Origin of the sequence: Chryseobacterium sp. JJR-5R (assembly GCF_034047335.1) — a bacterium.
Taxonomy (GTDB): domain Bacteria; phylum Bacteroidota; class Bacteroidia; order Flavobacteriales; family Weeksellaceae; genus Chryseobacterium.
On the sequence record NZ_CP139137.1, the window covers coordinates 320866 to 337141 of the forward strand.

The 16276-nt window shown below is 39.9% G+C and carries 15 protein-coding genes; 5 read left to right on the forward strand and 10 right to left on the reverse strand.

Features of this window, described 5'->3' with window-relative positions; all coding sequences use genetic code 11:
* Positions 1-73: 73 nt before the first annotated feature.
* The 6 genes from SD427_RS01500 to SD427_RS01525 form a co-directional block, all read right to left on the reverse strand.
* Positions 74-1309, reverse strand: a complete 1236-nt coding sequence (locus SD427_RS01500; protein WP_320559566.1) for an MFS transporter — start codon at positions 1307-1309, stop codon at positions 74-76.
* A 95-nt stretch (positions 1310-1404) separates the two neighbouring features.
* Complete coding sequence (locus SD427_RS01505) at positions 1405-1770, reverse strand: hypothetical protein (RefSeq protein WP_320559567.1); 366 nt, start codon at positions 1768-1770, stop codon at positions 1405-1407.
* A gap of 69 nt (positions 1771-1839) precedes the next feature.
* Positions 1840-3339 carry a GH3 auxin-responsive promoter family protein gene (locus SD427_RS01510; RefSeq protein WP_320559568.1) on the reverse strand — a complete coding sequence of 500 codons (1500 nt, stop codon included), beginning with the start codon at positions 3337-3339 and terminating at the stop codon, positions 1840-1842.
* 123 nt (positions 3340-3462) lie between these two features.
* Positions 3463-3723, reverse strand: a complete 261-nt coding sequence (locus SD427_RS01515) for a hypothetical protein (RefSeq protein ID WP_320559569.1) — start codon at positions 3721-3723, stop codon at positions 3463-3465.
* 247 nt (positions 3724-3970) lie between these two features.
* Positions 3971-4366 carry a hypothetical protein gene (locus SD427_RS01520; protein ID WP_320559570.1) on the reverse strand — a complete coding sequence of 132 codons (396 nt, stop codon included), beginning with the start codon at positions 4364-4366 and terminating at the stop codon, positions 3971-3973.
* Between the two features lie 296 nt (positions 4367-4662).
* The gene (locus SD427_RS01525) at positions 4663-5265 is read right to left on the reverse strand and encodes an NAD(P)H-dependent oxidoreductase (protein ID WP_320559571.1); all 603 of its coding nucleotides are present in this window, start codon (positions 5263-5265) and stop codon (positions 4663-4665) included.
* Between the two features lie 169 nt (positions 5266-5434).
* Between SD427_RS01525 and SD427_RS01530 the strand changes: the two genes are divergently transcribed.
* The 5 genes from SD427_RS01530 to pth all read left to right on the forward strand — a co-directional run bounded on the left by SD427_RS01530 (position 5435) and on the right by pth (position 12136).
* The gene (locus tag SD427_RS01530) at positions 5435-5812 is read left to right on the forward strand and encodes a helix-turn-helix domain-containing protein (protein ID WP_320559572.1); all 378 of its coding nucleotides are present in this window, start codon (positions 5435-5437) and stop codon (positions 5810-5812) included.
* Between the two features lie 195 nt (positions 5813-6007).
* Entirely contained in the window at positions 6008-9382 is a 3375-nt protein-coding gene (gene mfd / locus SD427_RS01535; protein ID WP_320559573.1) for a transcription-repair coupling factor, read from the forward strand.
* Positions 9383-9598: 216 nt separating this feature from the next.
* Positions 9599-10456 (forward strand): hypothetical protein, encoded by an 858-nt coding sequence (locus tag SD427_RS01540; RefSeq protein ID WP_320559574.1) that lies wholly within the window; start codon positions 9599-9601, stop codon positions 10454-10456.
* A 101-nt stretch (positions 10457-10557) separates the two neighbouring features.
* Positions 10558-11484, forward strand: a complete 927-nt coding sequence (locus SD427_RS01545; RefSeq protein ID WP_320559575.1) for a hypothetical protein — start codon at positions 10558-10560, stop codon at positions 11482-11484.
* Positions 11485-11572: 88 nt separating this feature from the next.
* Positions 11573-12136 (forward strand): aminoacyl-tRNA hydrolase, encoded by a 564-nt coding sequence (gene pth, locus SD427_RS01550; RefSeq protein WP_320559576.1) that lies wholly within the window; start codon positions 11573-11575, stop codon positions 12134-12136.
* A 56-nt stretch (positions 12137-12192) separates the two neighbouring features.
* On the opposite strand, the gene SD427_RS01555 is transcribed toward pth, so the two are convergent.
* From SD427_RS01555 to SD427_RS01570, 4 genes are all read right to left on the reverse strand, one after another.
* Positions 12193-12615: a hypothetical protein gene (locus tag SD427_RS01555; protein ID WP_320559577.1), complete on the reverse strand. Its 423-nt coding sequence runs from the start codon at positions 12613-12615 to the stop codon at positions 12193-12195.
* A 271-nt stretch (positions 12616-12886) separates the two neighbouring features.
* Complete coding sequence (locus SD427_RS01560; protein ID WP_320559578.1) at positions 12887-14479, reverse strand: SulP family inorganic anion transporter; 1593 nt, start codon at positions 14477-14479, stop codon at positions 12887-12889.
* A 143-nt stretch (positions 14480-14622) separates the two neighbouring features.
* Positions 14623-14922 carry a hypothetical protein gene (locus SD427_RS01565; protein WP_320559579.1) on the reverse strand — a complete coding sequence of 100 codons (300 nt, stop codon included), beginning with the start codon at positions 14920-14922 and terminating at the stop codon, positions 14623-14625.
* 10 nt (positions 14923-14932) lie between these two features.
* Entirely contained in the window at positions 14933-15610 is a 678-nt protein-coding gene (locus SD427_RS01570) for a carbonic anhydrase (protein ID WP_320559580.1), read from the reverse strand.
* Positions 15611-16276: the final 666 nt, after the last annotated feature.

The window sequence follows — 16276 nt, forward strand, 5'->3', positions numbered from 1 at the left end:
TTACAAATATAAAAAATTATTAATTTTAAATTAAAGTTTTTAAGATTAATTTAATAAAAGGGTATTTATGCCTTTAATATTGCATTTTTCTCAATTTCGAATTGGTTGTTCCTACCATCAGTGCAACCAGTACGGTCATTGTTCCGCCGAAGACCACCGAACGAACTACACCCAGCATCTTTGCCATCAATCCGCTTTCAAACTGGCCCATTTCATTGCTTGACATGATAAAGATCGAATTGACACTTAATACCCGTCCTCTGATATGGTCCGGCGTTTTCAGCTGAACGATCGTTCCCCTGATAACTACGGAAATGCCGTCCAGCATTCCGCTCAGCATCAGGAACATAAAAGACAGCCAGTATAGATGCGACAATCCGAATCCGATGATGCAGAGTCCGAATCCGGTCACGGCAGCCAGTAAAATCTTACCCTGGTTCTTCCGCAGCGGAATTATCGATAACATAATAATAACGCACATGGACCCTATATCTGATGCCGCATTCAGCAGCCCGAAACCTTCCGCTCCCACCTTAAGGATGTCTGAAGCATATACCGGAATCATGGCTACGGCACCGCCGAAAAGAACCGCAAACATATCCAGACACAATGCGCCCAGAATCTCCTTTGTCCTGAAAATGTAAGAAATTCCTTCGCGCATACTTTCTATAACGTCAACATTCTCTTTTTTGTATTCGGAATACTGTTTTTTTAACTGAAAAAAGAACAATGAGGCGAAAAATATTAATAAAATAACGGCAATTAATGTCCACTTTACTCCAAAAAAGCCAATCAGGAAGCCTCCGGCTGCATGTCCGCAGACTGAAGATATCAGAAAAGTAGCCTGGTTCAGCGTGACAGCGTTCGGGAGGTTTTCTTTCTTTACAATTTTAGGGATCATGGAAGGGACAATCGGTCCGATGAAAGCCCTTGCAATCCCGGTAAAGAAGATCACGCCGTAAATAAAATAGGTAATCTGATGCCCGGTAAAATGAAGTTCAACATTGAAAAATGCCGGGATCAGCAACAGCCCGATCAGGAAGATATAGGCGTAATTGCAGATCAGGAGCAGTTTTTTCTTTTCATTCATATCTATGACATGTCCCGCATACAAGGCACAGCTCACCGCCGGAATCACCTCCGAAAGGCCGATCAGCCCGATGGAAAAAGGATCTTTGGTTAACTGGTAAACCCACCATCCCAATAATGTGGCAAGCATTCTGAAGGCCAGTACAATAAAAAATCTTCCGGTAAGAAGATTCCTGAATTCTGCATTCTGTAAGGTCTGTAGCGGAGTGAATGAAATCATCCGACAAAAATACCCTCAAATATTGATTTGAGGGCAGGGTTATCTTAATTTTTTTAAATGATAAAGTAAATAGCAGCTAAAAGATAAAATCTATTTTAGTTATCTGCTCTTGTAGAGCTCAATACCAGAGCAGCAACGCCGGCTGCCCCTATTACAACGGCTCCTGCAGTGATTCTCGCTTTACGGCTGTCTCTTACTGCAGCTACGCCTGCCTTTGGAATCGTTACCACTGTACTGTCTTTTTTTCCGGCAGTCCCGATCAGGTTATCACCGTCTACATTACGGAATAACATTTTTTGATTCTTTGAACCGTCTTTCATCATTACCGTATACATTTTTCCTGCTTCAAGATTAGAGTAATCATTTTTCGCGGTGTCTTCTGTGTATTTTGTAGTGGCACAGGAGGAAATCACAAATAACGATGTCAATAAAGATGATTTTAAAAGTACAGATGCTCTCATTATTATTTTTTAGTTTTCCAAATTTATAATTTTTTTCGAATATACGTTTCCGGAATTGAAAAAATCTGTTTAAAGTTTGTATATTTCCAATAAACCGGCAATTTTTCTGTCATTTGCCAGTCTTGGGGTTTTGTTCTGGCCTCCCAGTTTCCCTTGTGATTTGGCATATTCATGAAAAGCATTCTTTTTCAGGCAGGCAATATGAAGAGGCTGCAGGATATTTCCGGAAATCAGGTCATCATAATAAGTATTGCGCTTTCTCAGCTGGCTGTCCAGTTCATGCGAAAAGGCCATTATATTATCAGGCTCTTTTTCAAATTCAATGAACCATTCATGGTACGGCAGTCCTTCTGCCGGATTTACCTGCGGTGCTAGATGGAATTCTGTAATCTGTGCCGGGAATTTTTCCACGGTTGCTTTCATGGCTTCTTCCACTTCAAAGGCAATCACATGTTCCCCGAATGCCGAAGTGAAATGCTTGGTCCTTCCGCTTACCAGAATCCTATAGGGATTTTTATTGATGAACCTGACTACATCACCGATGGAATAGGCCCAAAGCCCGGAATTTGTGGTTAATATTAAAGCATAATCTTTATTAAGTTCAATTTCTTTTAACGTTAATCTGGCGGCATCCGGTTTTCCGTATTCTTCCAGCGGAATGAATTCATAGAAAATCCCATGATCGGTTAAAAGCAGTAACCCGTCTTTTGTATAATCATCCTGAAATGCAAAGAAGCCTTCCGAAGCCGGAAATGTCTGTACAATATCTACTGCTCCTCCCAGCAGATCTTCCATTTTGTCACGGTAAGGCTCATAATTTACGCCGCCCGTTACAATCAGCTGGAGATTCGGGAAAATCTGCCTGATTTTTTTACCGTGTTTTTCATTGAGTTTCTCAAAATACATGATCAGCCAGGGCGGAATACCTGAAATTAAGGTCATGTTTTCTTTTTCTGTTTCCTCAACGATCTTGTCTACTTTGGCTTCCCAGTCTTCCATCATATTGGTTTCCCAGCTCGGAAGCCTGTTCTTCTGTAAATATTTAGGGATATGATGGGCCACGATTCCTGAAAGGCGTCCTGTTTGTATTCCGAAAACCTCTTCCAGTTCAGGGCTTCCCTGCAGAAAGATCATTTTTCCGCTGACAAAATCTGCGTTGTTTTTTCTGGCAATATAATGGAAAAGAGCACTCTGGGCTCCTTTTACCTGAAAAGGCATGCCTTCTTTAGAAATCGGGATGTATTTTGATCCGGAGGTGGTGCCTGAGGTTTTGGCGAAATATTCGGGAACTTCCGTCCAGAGGATATTGGCCTGGCCTCTTTTTACCCTTTCGATATACGGTTTAAGGTCCTCGTAATCTGAAACCCTTACTTTTTCCTGAAAATCCGGGACGGATCTGATGTCTTCGAAATTGTGTTCTCTTCCGAACAGGGTCTTCTTTGCCGTCTCTACCATTGACAGCAACAGTTTTTCCTGGCTCTGTTCAGCATTTTTTTTAAATTTTTCAGCGTTCCGGACGTGGCTTTTTGCCCAGGCCAGGGCCACTGCTTTCTTTAGGAAGTTTACCATGTCCCAAATTTATAAATAACTGAAGAATCTTTTGTTACTTTTTATGGCATACAATAAAAAACCGATGACTGAATGATCATCGGTTCTTCGAAATTTGATTATGAAAATAACTATAAGTTGAGTTTATTTATTTGCTTTGTATCTTTTATCCGGCGTACCGTCTTTCTTCAGGTTTTTGTTTGTGTTATACCTTTTATCCGGAGTTCCGTCTTTTTTCATTTTTGCTGCTTCAGGAGCAGTAGCCGGTTTTACTGCTGCCGGAGTCGTAGATTTCATAGTTTTAGCAGTCTGATGGGTAGATGCCTTTGCTACCGGAGCTGTCTGTTGAGCAGTTGCCAGGCCAAGTCCCAATACGATGGACAGGGCAGATAATAATTTTTTCATATGAATTGTTTTATTCTGTTTTGTTTATCAAAGGTATGCAAAATCCGGACTTGAAATCTAAATTTCAGAAACTTAACTAAAGTTTATCAGAGCTTAAAAAAATATTAAACGGATCATATAAATATTGCTTTTTATTATAATGGAAAGAGCAAAATCATTAAAATAATATTCAGAGCCTGACAAAAATAAAACCCGCTTTTCTCTGAGGAAAAGCAGGCTGTATTATATTGTATGGTAAAGATTCGGTTTATCTTGTACAGTTGGCTGTCCAGGTGTTACCGTTCTTAATATAAAGAATTTTCAGTTCATTGTTGTCAATTCTGATGTATGAAGTGGCTGTAGACCCTACCATTACCAGTGTATTGTCACCCTGCTGATTAAATTCTACCCCGTTCAGATCTGGAATCCCGTTAGAGAAAGAAAAATTGTATTTTGTTCCGCTGGCAACTTTTGTTACGAATACGCTTCCGTCATTGGTGCTGATGTTATCACTGCTGCTTCCATTATAAGATATGCTTCCTCTGTAAGTGCCTGCAAAGAAGTCGTTGTTTGCGGGATCATCATCGTCGCTGCATGATGTAATGGTCGTGACTACAAAAAATGTTAGTAGGAATAATCCTAAAATTCTGATTGCTTTTTTCATAATATTATTTCTTTAGGTTTGTTAATGGTGTTTTTCAAACGGTGTGCCATCCTTGTATTTAAAATAAATTTTAACTTATAAAACGAGAATTTAATATTTATTAAGATTAAATCTGAACTTTTTAGATTATTCTTAACCGAATACTATTATATAAGATAATATTTCTGCAGAGCCATAAGCCCTTAAGCAACCAATTTAAAATATGCATTTCCCATGATATTATTACAGATCCATTATTCTATCGGTTTTCCATGATAACCACCAACAAAATTCAAAAAAATAAAAAAGCTTGTAACTTAAACAGACTTTATCACTTCCTCTAAATCAAAACGGGATTTTGGCGAAACGGCCGGATGTGTCAAATCGGTTAAGTCAGCATATCCAACGGTGACGGCAAACAGCGGGGCATATCCGTCCTGCTGCAAGATCGCTCCGTATGCCTCCCGGTTGATGCCCTCCATGGGCGTAGCATCAAGTCCCATACACGCACAGGCACTCAGAAAATATCCCAGTGAAAGATAAACCTGATGTTCCATCCAGGACTTTGTTGCTGCATCTCCATTGGCCTTGATCATAGGTTCATAAAAGCCGGTCCTCCACCCCTCGGGCAGAATGGCAATATTCCGCTTTTCAAAATGCTCAATATTGTCCATAACACTGAAGACGACCAATAGTCCTACATCATTGATCGCCTGCTCGTTCATATAAGACTGGGAAGCCAGTTCTTTCTTCACGTCTTCATTGGTAACAAAAGTAAATCTCCAGGGCTGGCTGTTGATGGAGGACGGGCTTAACCGTATGATTTCTTTCAGTTCCTCAGTCTGTTCTGCTGAAATTTTTTTAGCAGTATCATACTTCTTGGTAGCGTATCTTCTTTTTGCAATTTCTAAAAAATCCATATTTACAGGTATTTGTTATTAAAATTATTTTCTTCTTTTTATGATCAGCAATAAATACATCTGATGTTATTATTACGGGGATGTTTTTATGTATACTATACTTTTTTCAGTTGCAAACATAGGTATCGTATATTACCTTTGCAATAACGGTCAATAATGATAGTAACAGATGTACAGTATAGACGATAAACATTATCCATGTGCCACAAGCCTTACGATGAGGTACATAGGAGGAAAATGGAAAGCGGTGATTCTAATTAATCTTATCGAAAAAAAACGGTATAACGAATTGAGAAAAGCCATTCCGATGGTTACGGAGCGGACATTAAGTCTGCAGCTCAAAGAACTGGAAGAAGACGGTTTGATAACAAGGACCGTACATACAAAAAAGCCGCCTCTTAAAGTAGAATATGAAATGACCTCATTCGGCGAGACGCTTATTCCATTGCTTACGGCTGTTGCCCAGTGGGGCTATGATACAGGCAGGAATAACGGGAAGGTACACTATACACCCGGTGCGGATATGGATTGTTTGGTCTTGGAATAGATTTTCAGCCCGGATTATTATAAAACCATATCAGTATTTATGGGTATACAGGCGGTGCCTACTCCATAAAGTTTGTGCAAAAGCCTGAGATTTTAACTGAAATCGCAGTAAAGAAAAAAATAGCATTATCTTTGTTATAGTCAAAACGATTCCGGGAGCTCCGGAATCGATTTTGCCGTTTATATCCTACAATCTATGCAGTTAAAAACCATCTCTGAAAAGTTCCTTCCGCATCTGCTCCAGAAAGAATTCGGAAAAGAAATTTTTACCCAACTGGAAACCCATCAACATATTTATGTAAAAGGAAGTGCCGGTTCTTCGGTTTCCATTTTTGTTGCAGAACTGTTTCTTACTCAAAAAAAGCACTTGCTTTATCTTTTGGATGACAAAGAAGATGCACTGTATGCGAATACGGAAATGGAAAATCTTTTAGGCAAAGACAAGGTGCTGTACTTTCCGGCTACCCACCTTGAACCTTATCAGGTGGAGAGAACACAGAATGCCAACCTGGTGTTAAGGACGGAAGTTATCAATAAGATCACTTCAGGCAAATCTCCTAAAGTAATTGTTGCCTATGCAGGTGCCTTATCTGAAAAGGTTCTGAGGAAAGAAGATTTTAAAGCCATTTCCCATCATATTAAAGTAGGCGACCAGCTGGATTTTGATTTTGTTGATGAACTGCTGAACCATTATAATTTCCAGCAGGCGGATTTTGTTTCTGAACCCGGGGAATTTTCCGTGAGAGGAGGGATTGTGGATGTTTTTTCTTTCTCTAATGAAAAGCCTTACCGGATTACCTTCTTCGGGAATGAAGTGGAAAGCATTAAAACGTTTGATATCGAAACCCAGCTGTCCGTAAGCAAAGTAGAAGAGCTTCAGCTGGTATCCAATATGAATTTTACAGTAACCGGCAGCCGTGTCTCACTGTTGCAGCTGCTGCCGGAAAAAAGTTTTGTTGTCTCCAGAAACGGGATCCTCGGCATGCAGAAGCTGAAATCGTTTTATGAAAAGTCACTGGAAAAATATGATACCTTAAGCAAAGATATTGCACACAGATCGCCGCAGGAGCTTTTTATTTCAGACCAGGAGTTCTTATTCGATTATAAAAAGTTTAAAACGGTTGATTTCGGAGGCGTTTCTGTTGAAGGCTTAATAGAATGGAAAGATATAAAAACCGATCAGACTCCGCAGCCTTCTTTCCATAAGAATTTTGAAATGCTGGCCGAAGACCTGGAAGCCAGGCAAAGTGAAGGCTACGATACCTGGATCTCTTTTTCATCTGAAAAGCAGAAACAAAGACTGGAAATGATTTTTGAAGAACTGGAACGCGAGCTTCCTTTTAAAAGCTTTACCTCTGAGCTTCATGAAGGGTTTGTAGACCACGAGAATAAATTCCTGGTATATACGGATCACCAGATTTTTGATCGTTACCAGCGGTATAAAGCCAAAAATGCATTTGCCAAATCTGAGCAGCTTACCCTGAAAGATTTAATGTCCCTGAAGATAGGAGACTACATTGCCCACATCGACCACGGGATCGGAAAATTTATGGGACTGGTAAAAGTGAACAATGACGGTAAGATCCAGGAATGCTTCAAATTGACATACAAAAACGGGGATTTATTATATGTGAGTATCCACTCGCTTCATAAGATTTCAAAATACAACGGGCCTGAGGGAAGGGAAGTTGTACTGAGCAAATTAGGATCTCCTACCTGGAAATCTTTAAAACAGAAAACAAAGGCAAAGGTAAAGCAGATTGCTTTTGACCTTATTAAATTATACGCACAGCGGAAAACAGCGAAAGGCTTTGCTTATACCCAGGATTCTTATCTTCAGAATGAACTGGAGGCAAGCTTCCTGTACGAAGATACCCCGGATCAGGAAAAAGCCACCATAGACGTAAAAAAAGATATGGAAGCAGATACGGTAATGGACCGTCTGGTCTGTGGAGATGTGGGTTTCGGGAAAACCGAAGTGGCCGTGCGTGCGGCTTTTAAAGCAGCAACAGACGGAAAGCAGGTGGCCGTGCTGGTTCCTACCACCATTCTTGCTTTTCAGCATTACAGAAGCTTTAAAGAAAGATTAAAGGATTTTCCGGTGACCGTGGCCTATGTGAACCGTTTCAGGACAGCCAAACAAAAATCTGAAACGCTTGCAGATTTAAAAAACGGAAAAGTTGATATTATTATCGGGACGCATCAGCTGGCAGGCAGTTCGGTGAAGTTCAAAGACCTCGGGCTGCTGATCATTGATGAGGAACATAAATTCGGGGTATCGGTAAAAGATAAATTAAAAACCCTGAAGAGTAATGTGGATACGCTTACCTTAACAGCCACACCGATCCCTAGGACGCTGCAATTTTCTTTAATGGCCGCCAGGGATTTATCGGTAATCAAGACACCGCCGCCCAACAGGCAGCCTGTTGATACCCATATCATCGGGTTTAATGAAGAAACCCTTCGCGATGCCGTTTCATATGAAATCCAGCGGGACGGGCAGGTGTATTTTGTCAATAACCGGATTGAAAACTTAAAAGATATTGCCGGCCTGATCCAGAGGCTTGTTCCTGATGCCAGGGTAATTACAGGACACGGCCAAATGGAAGGCAAGCAGTTAGAAAAAAACGTCCTCGATTTCATGGAAGGGAAGTATGATGTTCTGGTTTCCACCACGATTATTGAAAGCGGTGTGGATGTCCCGAATGCCAATACCATTTTTATCAATGATGCCCAGCGGTTCGGAATGGCAGACCTCCACCAGATGAGGGGAAGGGTAGGAAGAAGCAACAGGAAGGCCTTCTGTTACCTGATTACGCCGCCGTATGATATGATGACTTCCGATGCCCGAAAAAGGCTCGAAGCAATAGAGCAGTTTTCAGACCTTGGAAGCGGTTTCCAGATTGCCATGAAAGACCTTGAAATAAGGGGTGCCGGAGATTTGCTGGGTGCTGAGCAGAGCGGTTTTATTAATGAAATGGGCTTCGAAACGTATCAGAAGCTGATGCAGGAAGCTTTGGAGGAATTAAAGGATGACGAGGAATTTGAAAACTTATTTGAAAATGAAGAAGAAAGGAACAAGCTTTTCAAAACCACGAAGGATGTGAATATTGATACCGATCTGGAGCTGATGCTGCCGGACGAGTATATTTCAAATACCGAAGAAAGGCTGCTGCTGTACCAGAAACTGGCAGAAATCGATAACGAGAAAAACCTGGAGAAATTTGAGGCTGAACTTATTGACCGTTTCGGAACATTACCTGAAGAGGCGAAAAACTTACTGAAGAGTGTAAGCTTAAAGTGGCTGGCAGCAGAAATCGGGTTTGAGAAAATTGTCATGAAGAACGGGGTATTCTTAGGCTACTTCCCGGGTAATCCTCAGGACAAATTTTATCAGACCAACAAGTTCAGGCACATCATCAGCTATCTTACCCAAAATCCCGGAGAAGCCCAGCTGAAGGAAAAATCCGGTAAAGAAGGAAACCAGCTGATGATGAGAAAGGATAGTGTGGTTAATGTAAAGGAAGTGAATCGCCTACTCAAATCAATCCTGGAAAATGAAAAGAACTAACTGCTTAAAACAATACTTATTGTACGGTAATACATTTTATCAGCCTCCAATTGAGTGATATCTAAGGTTTATAGGAGTATATAGTTTCATAACAATACATTAAATCCGAAAATGCAGGTTTTTGGATTTTTTTTATTCATTTTCACCATTTGATTGAAAATCCAAAGAAAAATTACTTAAAATAATTTATATTTGACGGCATTAAAAATTAATACTATGATAAAAAAGTACTTTCTTTCTTCATTAACAGTACTGGCACTTGCTTTTGTGGTTTCATGTGACAATACCACGGAAGATCCGCCGAACCAGAATGAAAACAGCTCAACCAGTACTCCTTCCATCACCGGACCGAGGATTTTAAGCAAAGTAAATAACGGAAATATTGACCTGGAAGAATACATTACCAATGCCGGAACCCTTTCCCAGGCTTTTATCAGAGATGCCGGATCCAACAATACCATTACCGCCACAGCAACTTATTCAGGCAGCAAAATAGCACAGATCAAATATCAGGATAATGCTAATCCGCATGTGATTGATAATGTGTATACACTTAGTTATACAGGCGGAAAGCTTTCCTCATTTACCATGGACCAGACGTCACTGGCAACTGTATTTAACCACAGTGATTTTACGGTTTTTTATGATGCCAATGGACAGTTATACAGAATTGTTGAAAAGAAAAAACTGGGCGGAAATACTTCATATACTCATTATGTAGAATCTAAGTTCACATTCTCTGCGAGCAATGTTGCTAAAGCAGACCATACTACGATGCTGATGGATGGGGCCAACCCTGATCCTTCTACAGCTTCTACCATCTCATACGCTTACGGAGATTATGATGCTAAAATAAACCCTTATACCACTTTACCGAAAGAGTACTGTATCGTAACCGGTACTATTTTCCAGTCTAATTTTAATATGATCTCTTCAAACAACTACGGGAAAATAACCATACAGAATCCTGTAGGGCCTCCGATCTCGGTCCCGAAAGGTTATTTGTATGATTCTCAGAATTATCCGGTTTCTGACCAAAGCCAGACAATTAAATACATGTATAAAGCGTTATAATAATTACTTTCCTTTAATGGTTTTGTCTGAAAACAAATAAATACATGGTTTTTATGCAAAAAAAAATTATATTTGTGGAAAAATAAATAATCCCTATCGGAATGAAACGACTTTTTTATTTTATTTTACTGTTTGCAGGTGTTGCTGCAGTCCATTCTTGTAAAGACCTGCTGGATGAAGACGGGAACCCGCTGCTGGACATCAATACGAATACGGGTCTTAACGGTCCGAGAGCGTTATACAGAGAAATCACAGATTCAGATACCCTGGCCACTTATTATTATAACGGATTGCAATTATCCAGAGTGGTGATGGACAGTGCCGATTCTACATCCAATATTGCATGGAGCGGCGATAAGATCAGCAGGATTGATTTTAAAGGCTTTCTTGATATGAACGGTGACGGAGATCTTGAGAAAGACAGTATTATTTTTACCCAGCAATTCACTTACGGAAGTACGGGAAGACTGGAAGTTATTTCAGAAAACCGCTCTTTTTACAAGAGGACCATAACTCCTCCTGCCACTACCCCAGGACCACAGACACTTTACAAAAAGACCAAAGCGCTTTATGCCTTAAAGTATTCTGCAGCAACGGCCAAGCTGGATTCTATTATCATGAGAAACGGGCCGGATGCACCCGGAACTTCGTTTACGGATTATTCGAAGACAAAATATGAATATTCAGGAGATAATGTTTCCAAAGTAATCAGGTCTTACGGTACAATGAATGGAAATGTATTTGGTGCAGTAATAGAAAAATTAGGTTATGATTACGGAAACTATGATGCACAGATCAATCCGTTTACCCTGTTGCCTAATGCCTATAAAATATCAAGGCTTTTATCAGGCGAAAGAAATGATTTACAAAGCTGGATTTTATCGGTAAACAGCCCGAAAAGAGTATCAATTACCGACCTTACACAGCCTGTTCCCAGTCCTAATATCATTTCAACGGATTATACATATGATCCTCAGACTTATATGATCAGGGGATATGGTGTGAATTACATTTATAAACCGTTATAAAAGAAATATTTTATAAACTGAAGGCTCAATCTTTCCAAAGATTGAGCTTTTTTATTTTTAATGCTTTAATTTTGCAAAAAATTTCTTCATGAAATATTTGATTATAGGCCTCGGGAACAAAGGGTCTGAATATGAAAACACGCGGCATAACATAGGCTTTAAGGTAGCGGATAAAATAGCGGAAACGCTGGACGTGTCTTTTAATACCACCAATTTCGGATGGATGGCCAACGGGAAGTATAAAGGAAGAAGGGTATTGGTTCTTAAGCCCGATACCTATATGAATCTTTCCGGGAATGCCGTAAAATACTGGATGCAGAAAGAAAATATACCATTGGAAAATGTGTTGATCATCACCGATGACTTGGCGCTGCCGTTCGGGACATTAAGATTGAAAGGGAAGGGCTCGGATGCCGGCCATAACGGACTGAAAAATATCAATGAGGTTCTGCAGACCCAGAATTATGCGCGCCTCCGTTTCGGAATTTCTGCGGAATTTTCGGAAGGGAGACAGATAGATTACGTATTGGGGACCTGGAATGAAGAAGAAACGGAAAAACTTGCCGAAAGAATTGAGAAGTTTTCCAAGGCATGCCTGTCCTTTGTTTTTGCAGGCATCAGCAATACCATGTCTGCCTTTAACGGAAAATAACAGATAGTAAAGTAAAGATCTGATCATAAGAGAAACCTTCGGCTTGGGAGGTTTTGCTATTTAGAAACTACCATATTCCTTATAATCTTTTTCTCAAAATAATTTTTTTCGCTTACCGTAAAGCGGTAGTTATGTTCTTCCTGAAAAAACTCAAGAGGCGTTGTAGGGCTGTCATCAGGTTTCCAGGTGATCACCAGTGAAGGCTGGTTCCCAGAACTGATGTTCCTTTCTGAAAATGTGAATACAGTGCTTGGCAGGGGATTGTCCCTATCTTCTTTGATATCGGATCTGGCTTTCGTCGGCTGCAGCTGGGCCATATCTTTCAGGAGCAAAGAAAAAGGTTTGCCGATGTATTTTTCCTTATTGATTTCAAATTTTTTAAGGTACGTCAAAGTATCTTTTACCGGCTTCTGTGCATTCAAGAAGCCGCCTAAAGAAATAAGCATCCCGATCAGGAATGTATTTGTCTTTATATTCATAGGCTGTCAGTCACATAATTTTAAAGATCAAAGGTAAGTAATTAAGATCAAAATGTCTTACCTTGATAATTGTATAAAATCAATTGTATCTTTAATCCGCTGTGATTATTATAAACGGGAAAGGCTGAATTAATTTAGTTAATGATCCTAAATAAAAGGCCGCCGAGTCCGGCGGCCTTCTGATGTACTTTATTTTATAATTTCCATCAACTTATCTAACTAAAACATTGTTTTATTATGATATACCCATTCCATTCCATTTGGTTATAATCTACATGGCTTTTGTATGGGTAACTATGATGTGTGAATCTTCATTGGTTTCATAATCCCTGTACGATGTTTTAAAGCCTAAAAGCTCTACCTTGATATCTTCCTCTTTAGCCCTGATGTTCGCGAAATCCTGGATCATTTCCAGGACGTCTGTTGCAATATAGGAAGTGCCCCGGGCATCAATGGTTACCGTAGAGTTGGGTTTGATGTTTTTCAAGGTCTTCTTAATGGCCGCTTTGTTCAGGAAAGACACTTCCTCTGCAAGCTTAATGACGATCCCGCCTGCATGATTCAGCTTTTCGCGGCTTAAATAATAAGCTCTTTTCATATTTCCCTGAAGAATATAAAAAACAGAGATAGCCAGGCCGATACCAACTCCTTTAAGCAAATCGGTGGATACTACAGCTGCTACGGTTGCTGCAAATGGGATAAACTGGAATTTGCCCAAATGCCAGAAATGCCTGAATGTGGCAGGTTTTGCCAGCTTGTAGCCGACTAAAATCAATACCGCTGCCAGCGTTGCCAAAGGGATCAGATTAAGGATCACAGGAATTGAAAGTACGCAGATCAATAATAAAACCCCGTGGATGATTGCGGATATTTTTGAAGTTGCCCCTGCGTTGGCATTGGCAGAACTTCTTACCACTACCGAGGTCATCGGAAGCCCGCCGATGAAAGAACTGATAAGATTTCCTATTCCCTGTGCTTTCAGCTCAAGATTGGTATCCGTTATTCTTCTCTGCTGGTCCAGCCTGTCGGAAGCTTCAATACAGAGCAGGGTTTCAATGGAGGCTACAATGGCAATGGTTGCTCCGGCAATCCAGACTTTAGGATTGGTAAATCCATGGATGTCAGGCAGGGTTATTAAATTTTTAAAATCCTCCAGAGACTGCGGTACAGGTAAGGAAACAAGGTGTTGCGGCTGTATAGCCAGCGAACTTCCTGTCATTCTGAACATCTGGTTCATAATAATACCCGCTACTACGGCAACCAAGGCTCCCGGAAGCATTTTCATCCTTCTCAGGATATAAATTCTGTCCCATGCAATAAGAATGGCTACGGAAACCAGGGTCACCACAATGGCGCCCGGATGGATAGCCCCGGATAATTCGGTAAAATACCCGAAGTTGAACCCGTTGTCAAAAATAGATTCGTGGCCTTCATAATCTTTATCAAACCCCAGTGCATGAGGGATCTGTTTTAAAATAATAATAATCCCGATTGCCGCAAGCATGCCTTCAATAACATTATTGGGAAAATAGTTGGATATGCTTCCGGCCTTCACAAAACCCAAGATCAGCTGCAGGGCTCCCGCTATGATTCCGGCGCATAGGAATATGTTAAATGCACCCAGATCTGTAATGGCAGTCAGAACAATCGCCGTCAGGCCCGCTGCAGGCCCCGAAACCGATACATTCGAGTTGCTGACCGAACCTACAATGAGACCTCCTACCACCCCTGCAATAATGCCGGATAGAGGCGGTGCCCCGGATGCCAGGGCAATACCCAGGCAAAGTGGGAGTGCCACCAGGAATACAACGAGCCCCGAAGGGAAATTCTCCTTAATTCCTCCGATTAATGATGTTTTTTTCATGATGTGAAAACTGCTGTGAATGGAACTGACCTATTGAAATTCAATACATCAGTAGAAAATGAAATTTAATTTTAAAATACGGATAAGTATACTGCCGAAGAGTTCGGCAGAGACAGATATCATTAAAAGTGTATTGTAAAAAATTAAGCTTCCGGAGGCGGAGAAAATATGGATAATAAGGGTGAAAGATGAAAAGAATCATCGATCAGTACAAAAGAACTGCCTTCATGGGAAGGTTCAAAAAACTTCAGGTAGTCATAGACATTCAGCGTTTCCGGGAGTGTCTTTTCATAAACTAAAAGCAGTGAATAATGAGCATGGGTTTCTTCTTCATTTACAATTACATTGGTCTTGGGGATTTCCCAACCGGACATTACAGCAATGCTTGGCAAGGCTGTAAAGTTCAGGATAATCAGTAATGTAATTATGCTCCAGAGTTTCATGTACTCAAATTTAAAGGGGGAGTTCTCTCTTTCTGCTCATTACCCATTGGTCTTCACTAAGGTTATAGATCTTCTGGATGTCTTTCAAAACTTTTTCGAAATCAATCTCAAGATCAATGATTTTACCGGTTCTAAGGTCAAAAACCCAGCCATGAACAATAGGATATTCCTCAAGGATATATCTTTCCTGCACACAGGCCATTTTAATTACGTTGATGCACTGCTCAAGAACATTCAGCTCTACAAGCCTGTCATAACGTTTACCTTCGTCTTCGATAGCATCCAGTTCAGCCTGGTGAATTCTGTAAACGTCGCGGATGTTTCTCAGCCAAGGATTTAAAATACCTAAATCCTGAGGGGTCATCGCTGCTTTTACACCCCCGCAGTTATAATGTCCGCACACCACAATATGTTTTACCTTCAGATGCTGTACAGCATATTCTATTACTGCTGTTGCGCTCATATCCAAAGCATTCACTACATTTGCAATGTTCCTGTGAACAAATACTTCTCCGGGTTTCGCTCCCATCAGTTCTTCCGCGGTCGCCCTGCTGTCTGAACATCCGATATAAAGATACTCAGGAGTCTGGGTTTTGGCAAGATCTTCAAAGAAACTCGGGTTATCACCGATTTTAGACTCTACCCATTTTTTGTTGTTTTCGAAAATAACCTCGTACGATTGTGACATAAATTAAAATTTAAAGTGTATAATTATTTATTTCGTGTAAATTATTTCTAAATTCAATAGACTAAATCAATAATATTACAAAAATATAATTTTTAAGGAAAAAGTAATCGTTTTTAACAAAGTTTAATACATAGACTCGTTTAAAAAATAGTAAAACAAAAGAGTGAAGGTAGGAATTTGAATAAAAAATGCTATTTCAACGTTGCAAAGTAAAAAATATAAATGCCACTTAGAACCAAATCTATTTGCAATTCCTAAAAAAGTATTAGATTTTGACTATAAAAAGCGGAAATACAATCTGAACCTATCTATATAGGATTAGATTGTTGAATATATTTTCTTTATTTTGATAGCATAAGAAGAATATGTAGAAATTGTGAACCTTGATGGAAATTTCTCAAAATAGGGTTAAAATTATTAATTATAAAACTATTATTACATGAAATCTGAACAGTCAAAATTAAGCATAATAGATTTATTGGTGATGATTAATATAATTTTATATAATGTACGCTCAATATTACTTCCATCCGGAGTATGTGCAGCCCAACCTTGCAGGTTTTCAAAACCTGTAAGGTTTCTTCAAAGTTTCCATTACGGTTTTCATTATATAAGGTGTTTTTTTAATTTAATTTCCATCCGGCAATCACCATTTCTTATACATTG

Bases quoted from the DNA above. Each gene is read 5' to 3' on its own strand.
- SD427_RS01500 (WP_320559566.1), bottom strand. From the start codon at position 1,309: ATGATTTCATTCACTCCGCTACAGACCTTACAGAATGCAGAATTCAGG.
- SD427_RS01505 (WP_320559567.1), bottom strand. From the start codon at position 1,770: ATGAGAGCATCTGTACTTTTAAAATCATCTTTATTGACATCGTTATTT.
- SD427_RS01510 (WP_320559568.1), bottom strand. From the start codon at position 3,339: ATGGTAAACTTCCTAAAGAAAGCAGTGGCCCTGGCCTGGGCAAAAAGC.
- SD427_RS01515 (WP_320559569.1), bottom strand. From the start codon at position 3,723: ATGAAAAAATTATTATCTGCCCTGTCCATCGTATTGGGACTTGGCCTG.
- SD427_RS01520 (WP_320559570.1), bottom strand. From the start codon at position 4,366: ATGAAAAAAGCAATCAGAATTTTAGGATTATTCCTACTAACATTTTTT.
- SD427_RS01525 (WP_320559571.1), bottom strand. From the start codon at position 5,265: ATGGATTTTTTAGAAATTGCAAAAAGAAGATACGCTACCAAGAAGTAT.
- SD427_RS01530 (WP_320559572.1), top strand. From the start codon at position 5,435: ATGTACAGTATAGACGATAAACATTATCCATGTGCCACAAGCCTTACG.
- mfd (WP_320559573.1), top strand. From the start codon at position 6,008: ATGCAGTTAAAAACCATCTCTGAAAAGTTCCTTCCGCATCTGCTCCAG.
- SD427_RS01540 (WP_320559574.1), top strand. From the start codon at position 9,599: ATGATAAAAAAGTACTTTCTTTCTTCATTAACAGTACTGGCACTTGCT.
- SD427_RS01545 (WP_320559575.1), top strand. From the start codon at position 10,558: ATGAAACGACTTTTTTATTTTATTTTACTGTTTGCAGGTGTTGCTGCA.
- pth (WP_320559576.1), top strand. From the start codon at position 11,573: ATGAAATATTTGATTATAGGCCTCGGGAACAAAGGGTCTGAATATGAA.
- SD427_RS01555 (WP_320559577.1), bottom strand. From the start codon at position 12,615: ATGAATATAAAGACAAATACATTCCTGATCGGGATGCTTATTTCTTTA.
- SD427_RS01560 (WP_320559578.1), bottom strand. From the start codon at position 14,479: ATGAAAAAAACATCATTAATCGGAGGAATTAAGGAGAATTTCCCTTCG.
- SD427_RS01565 (WP_320559579.1), bottom strand. From the start codon at position 14,922: ATGAAACTCTGGAGCATAATTACATTACTGATTATCCTGAACTTTACA.
- SD427_RS01570 (WP_320559580.1), bottom strand. From the start codon at position 15,610: ATGTCACAATCGTACGAGGTTATTTTCGAAAACAACAAAAAATGGGTA.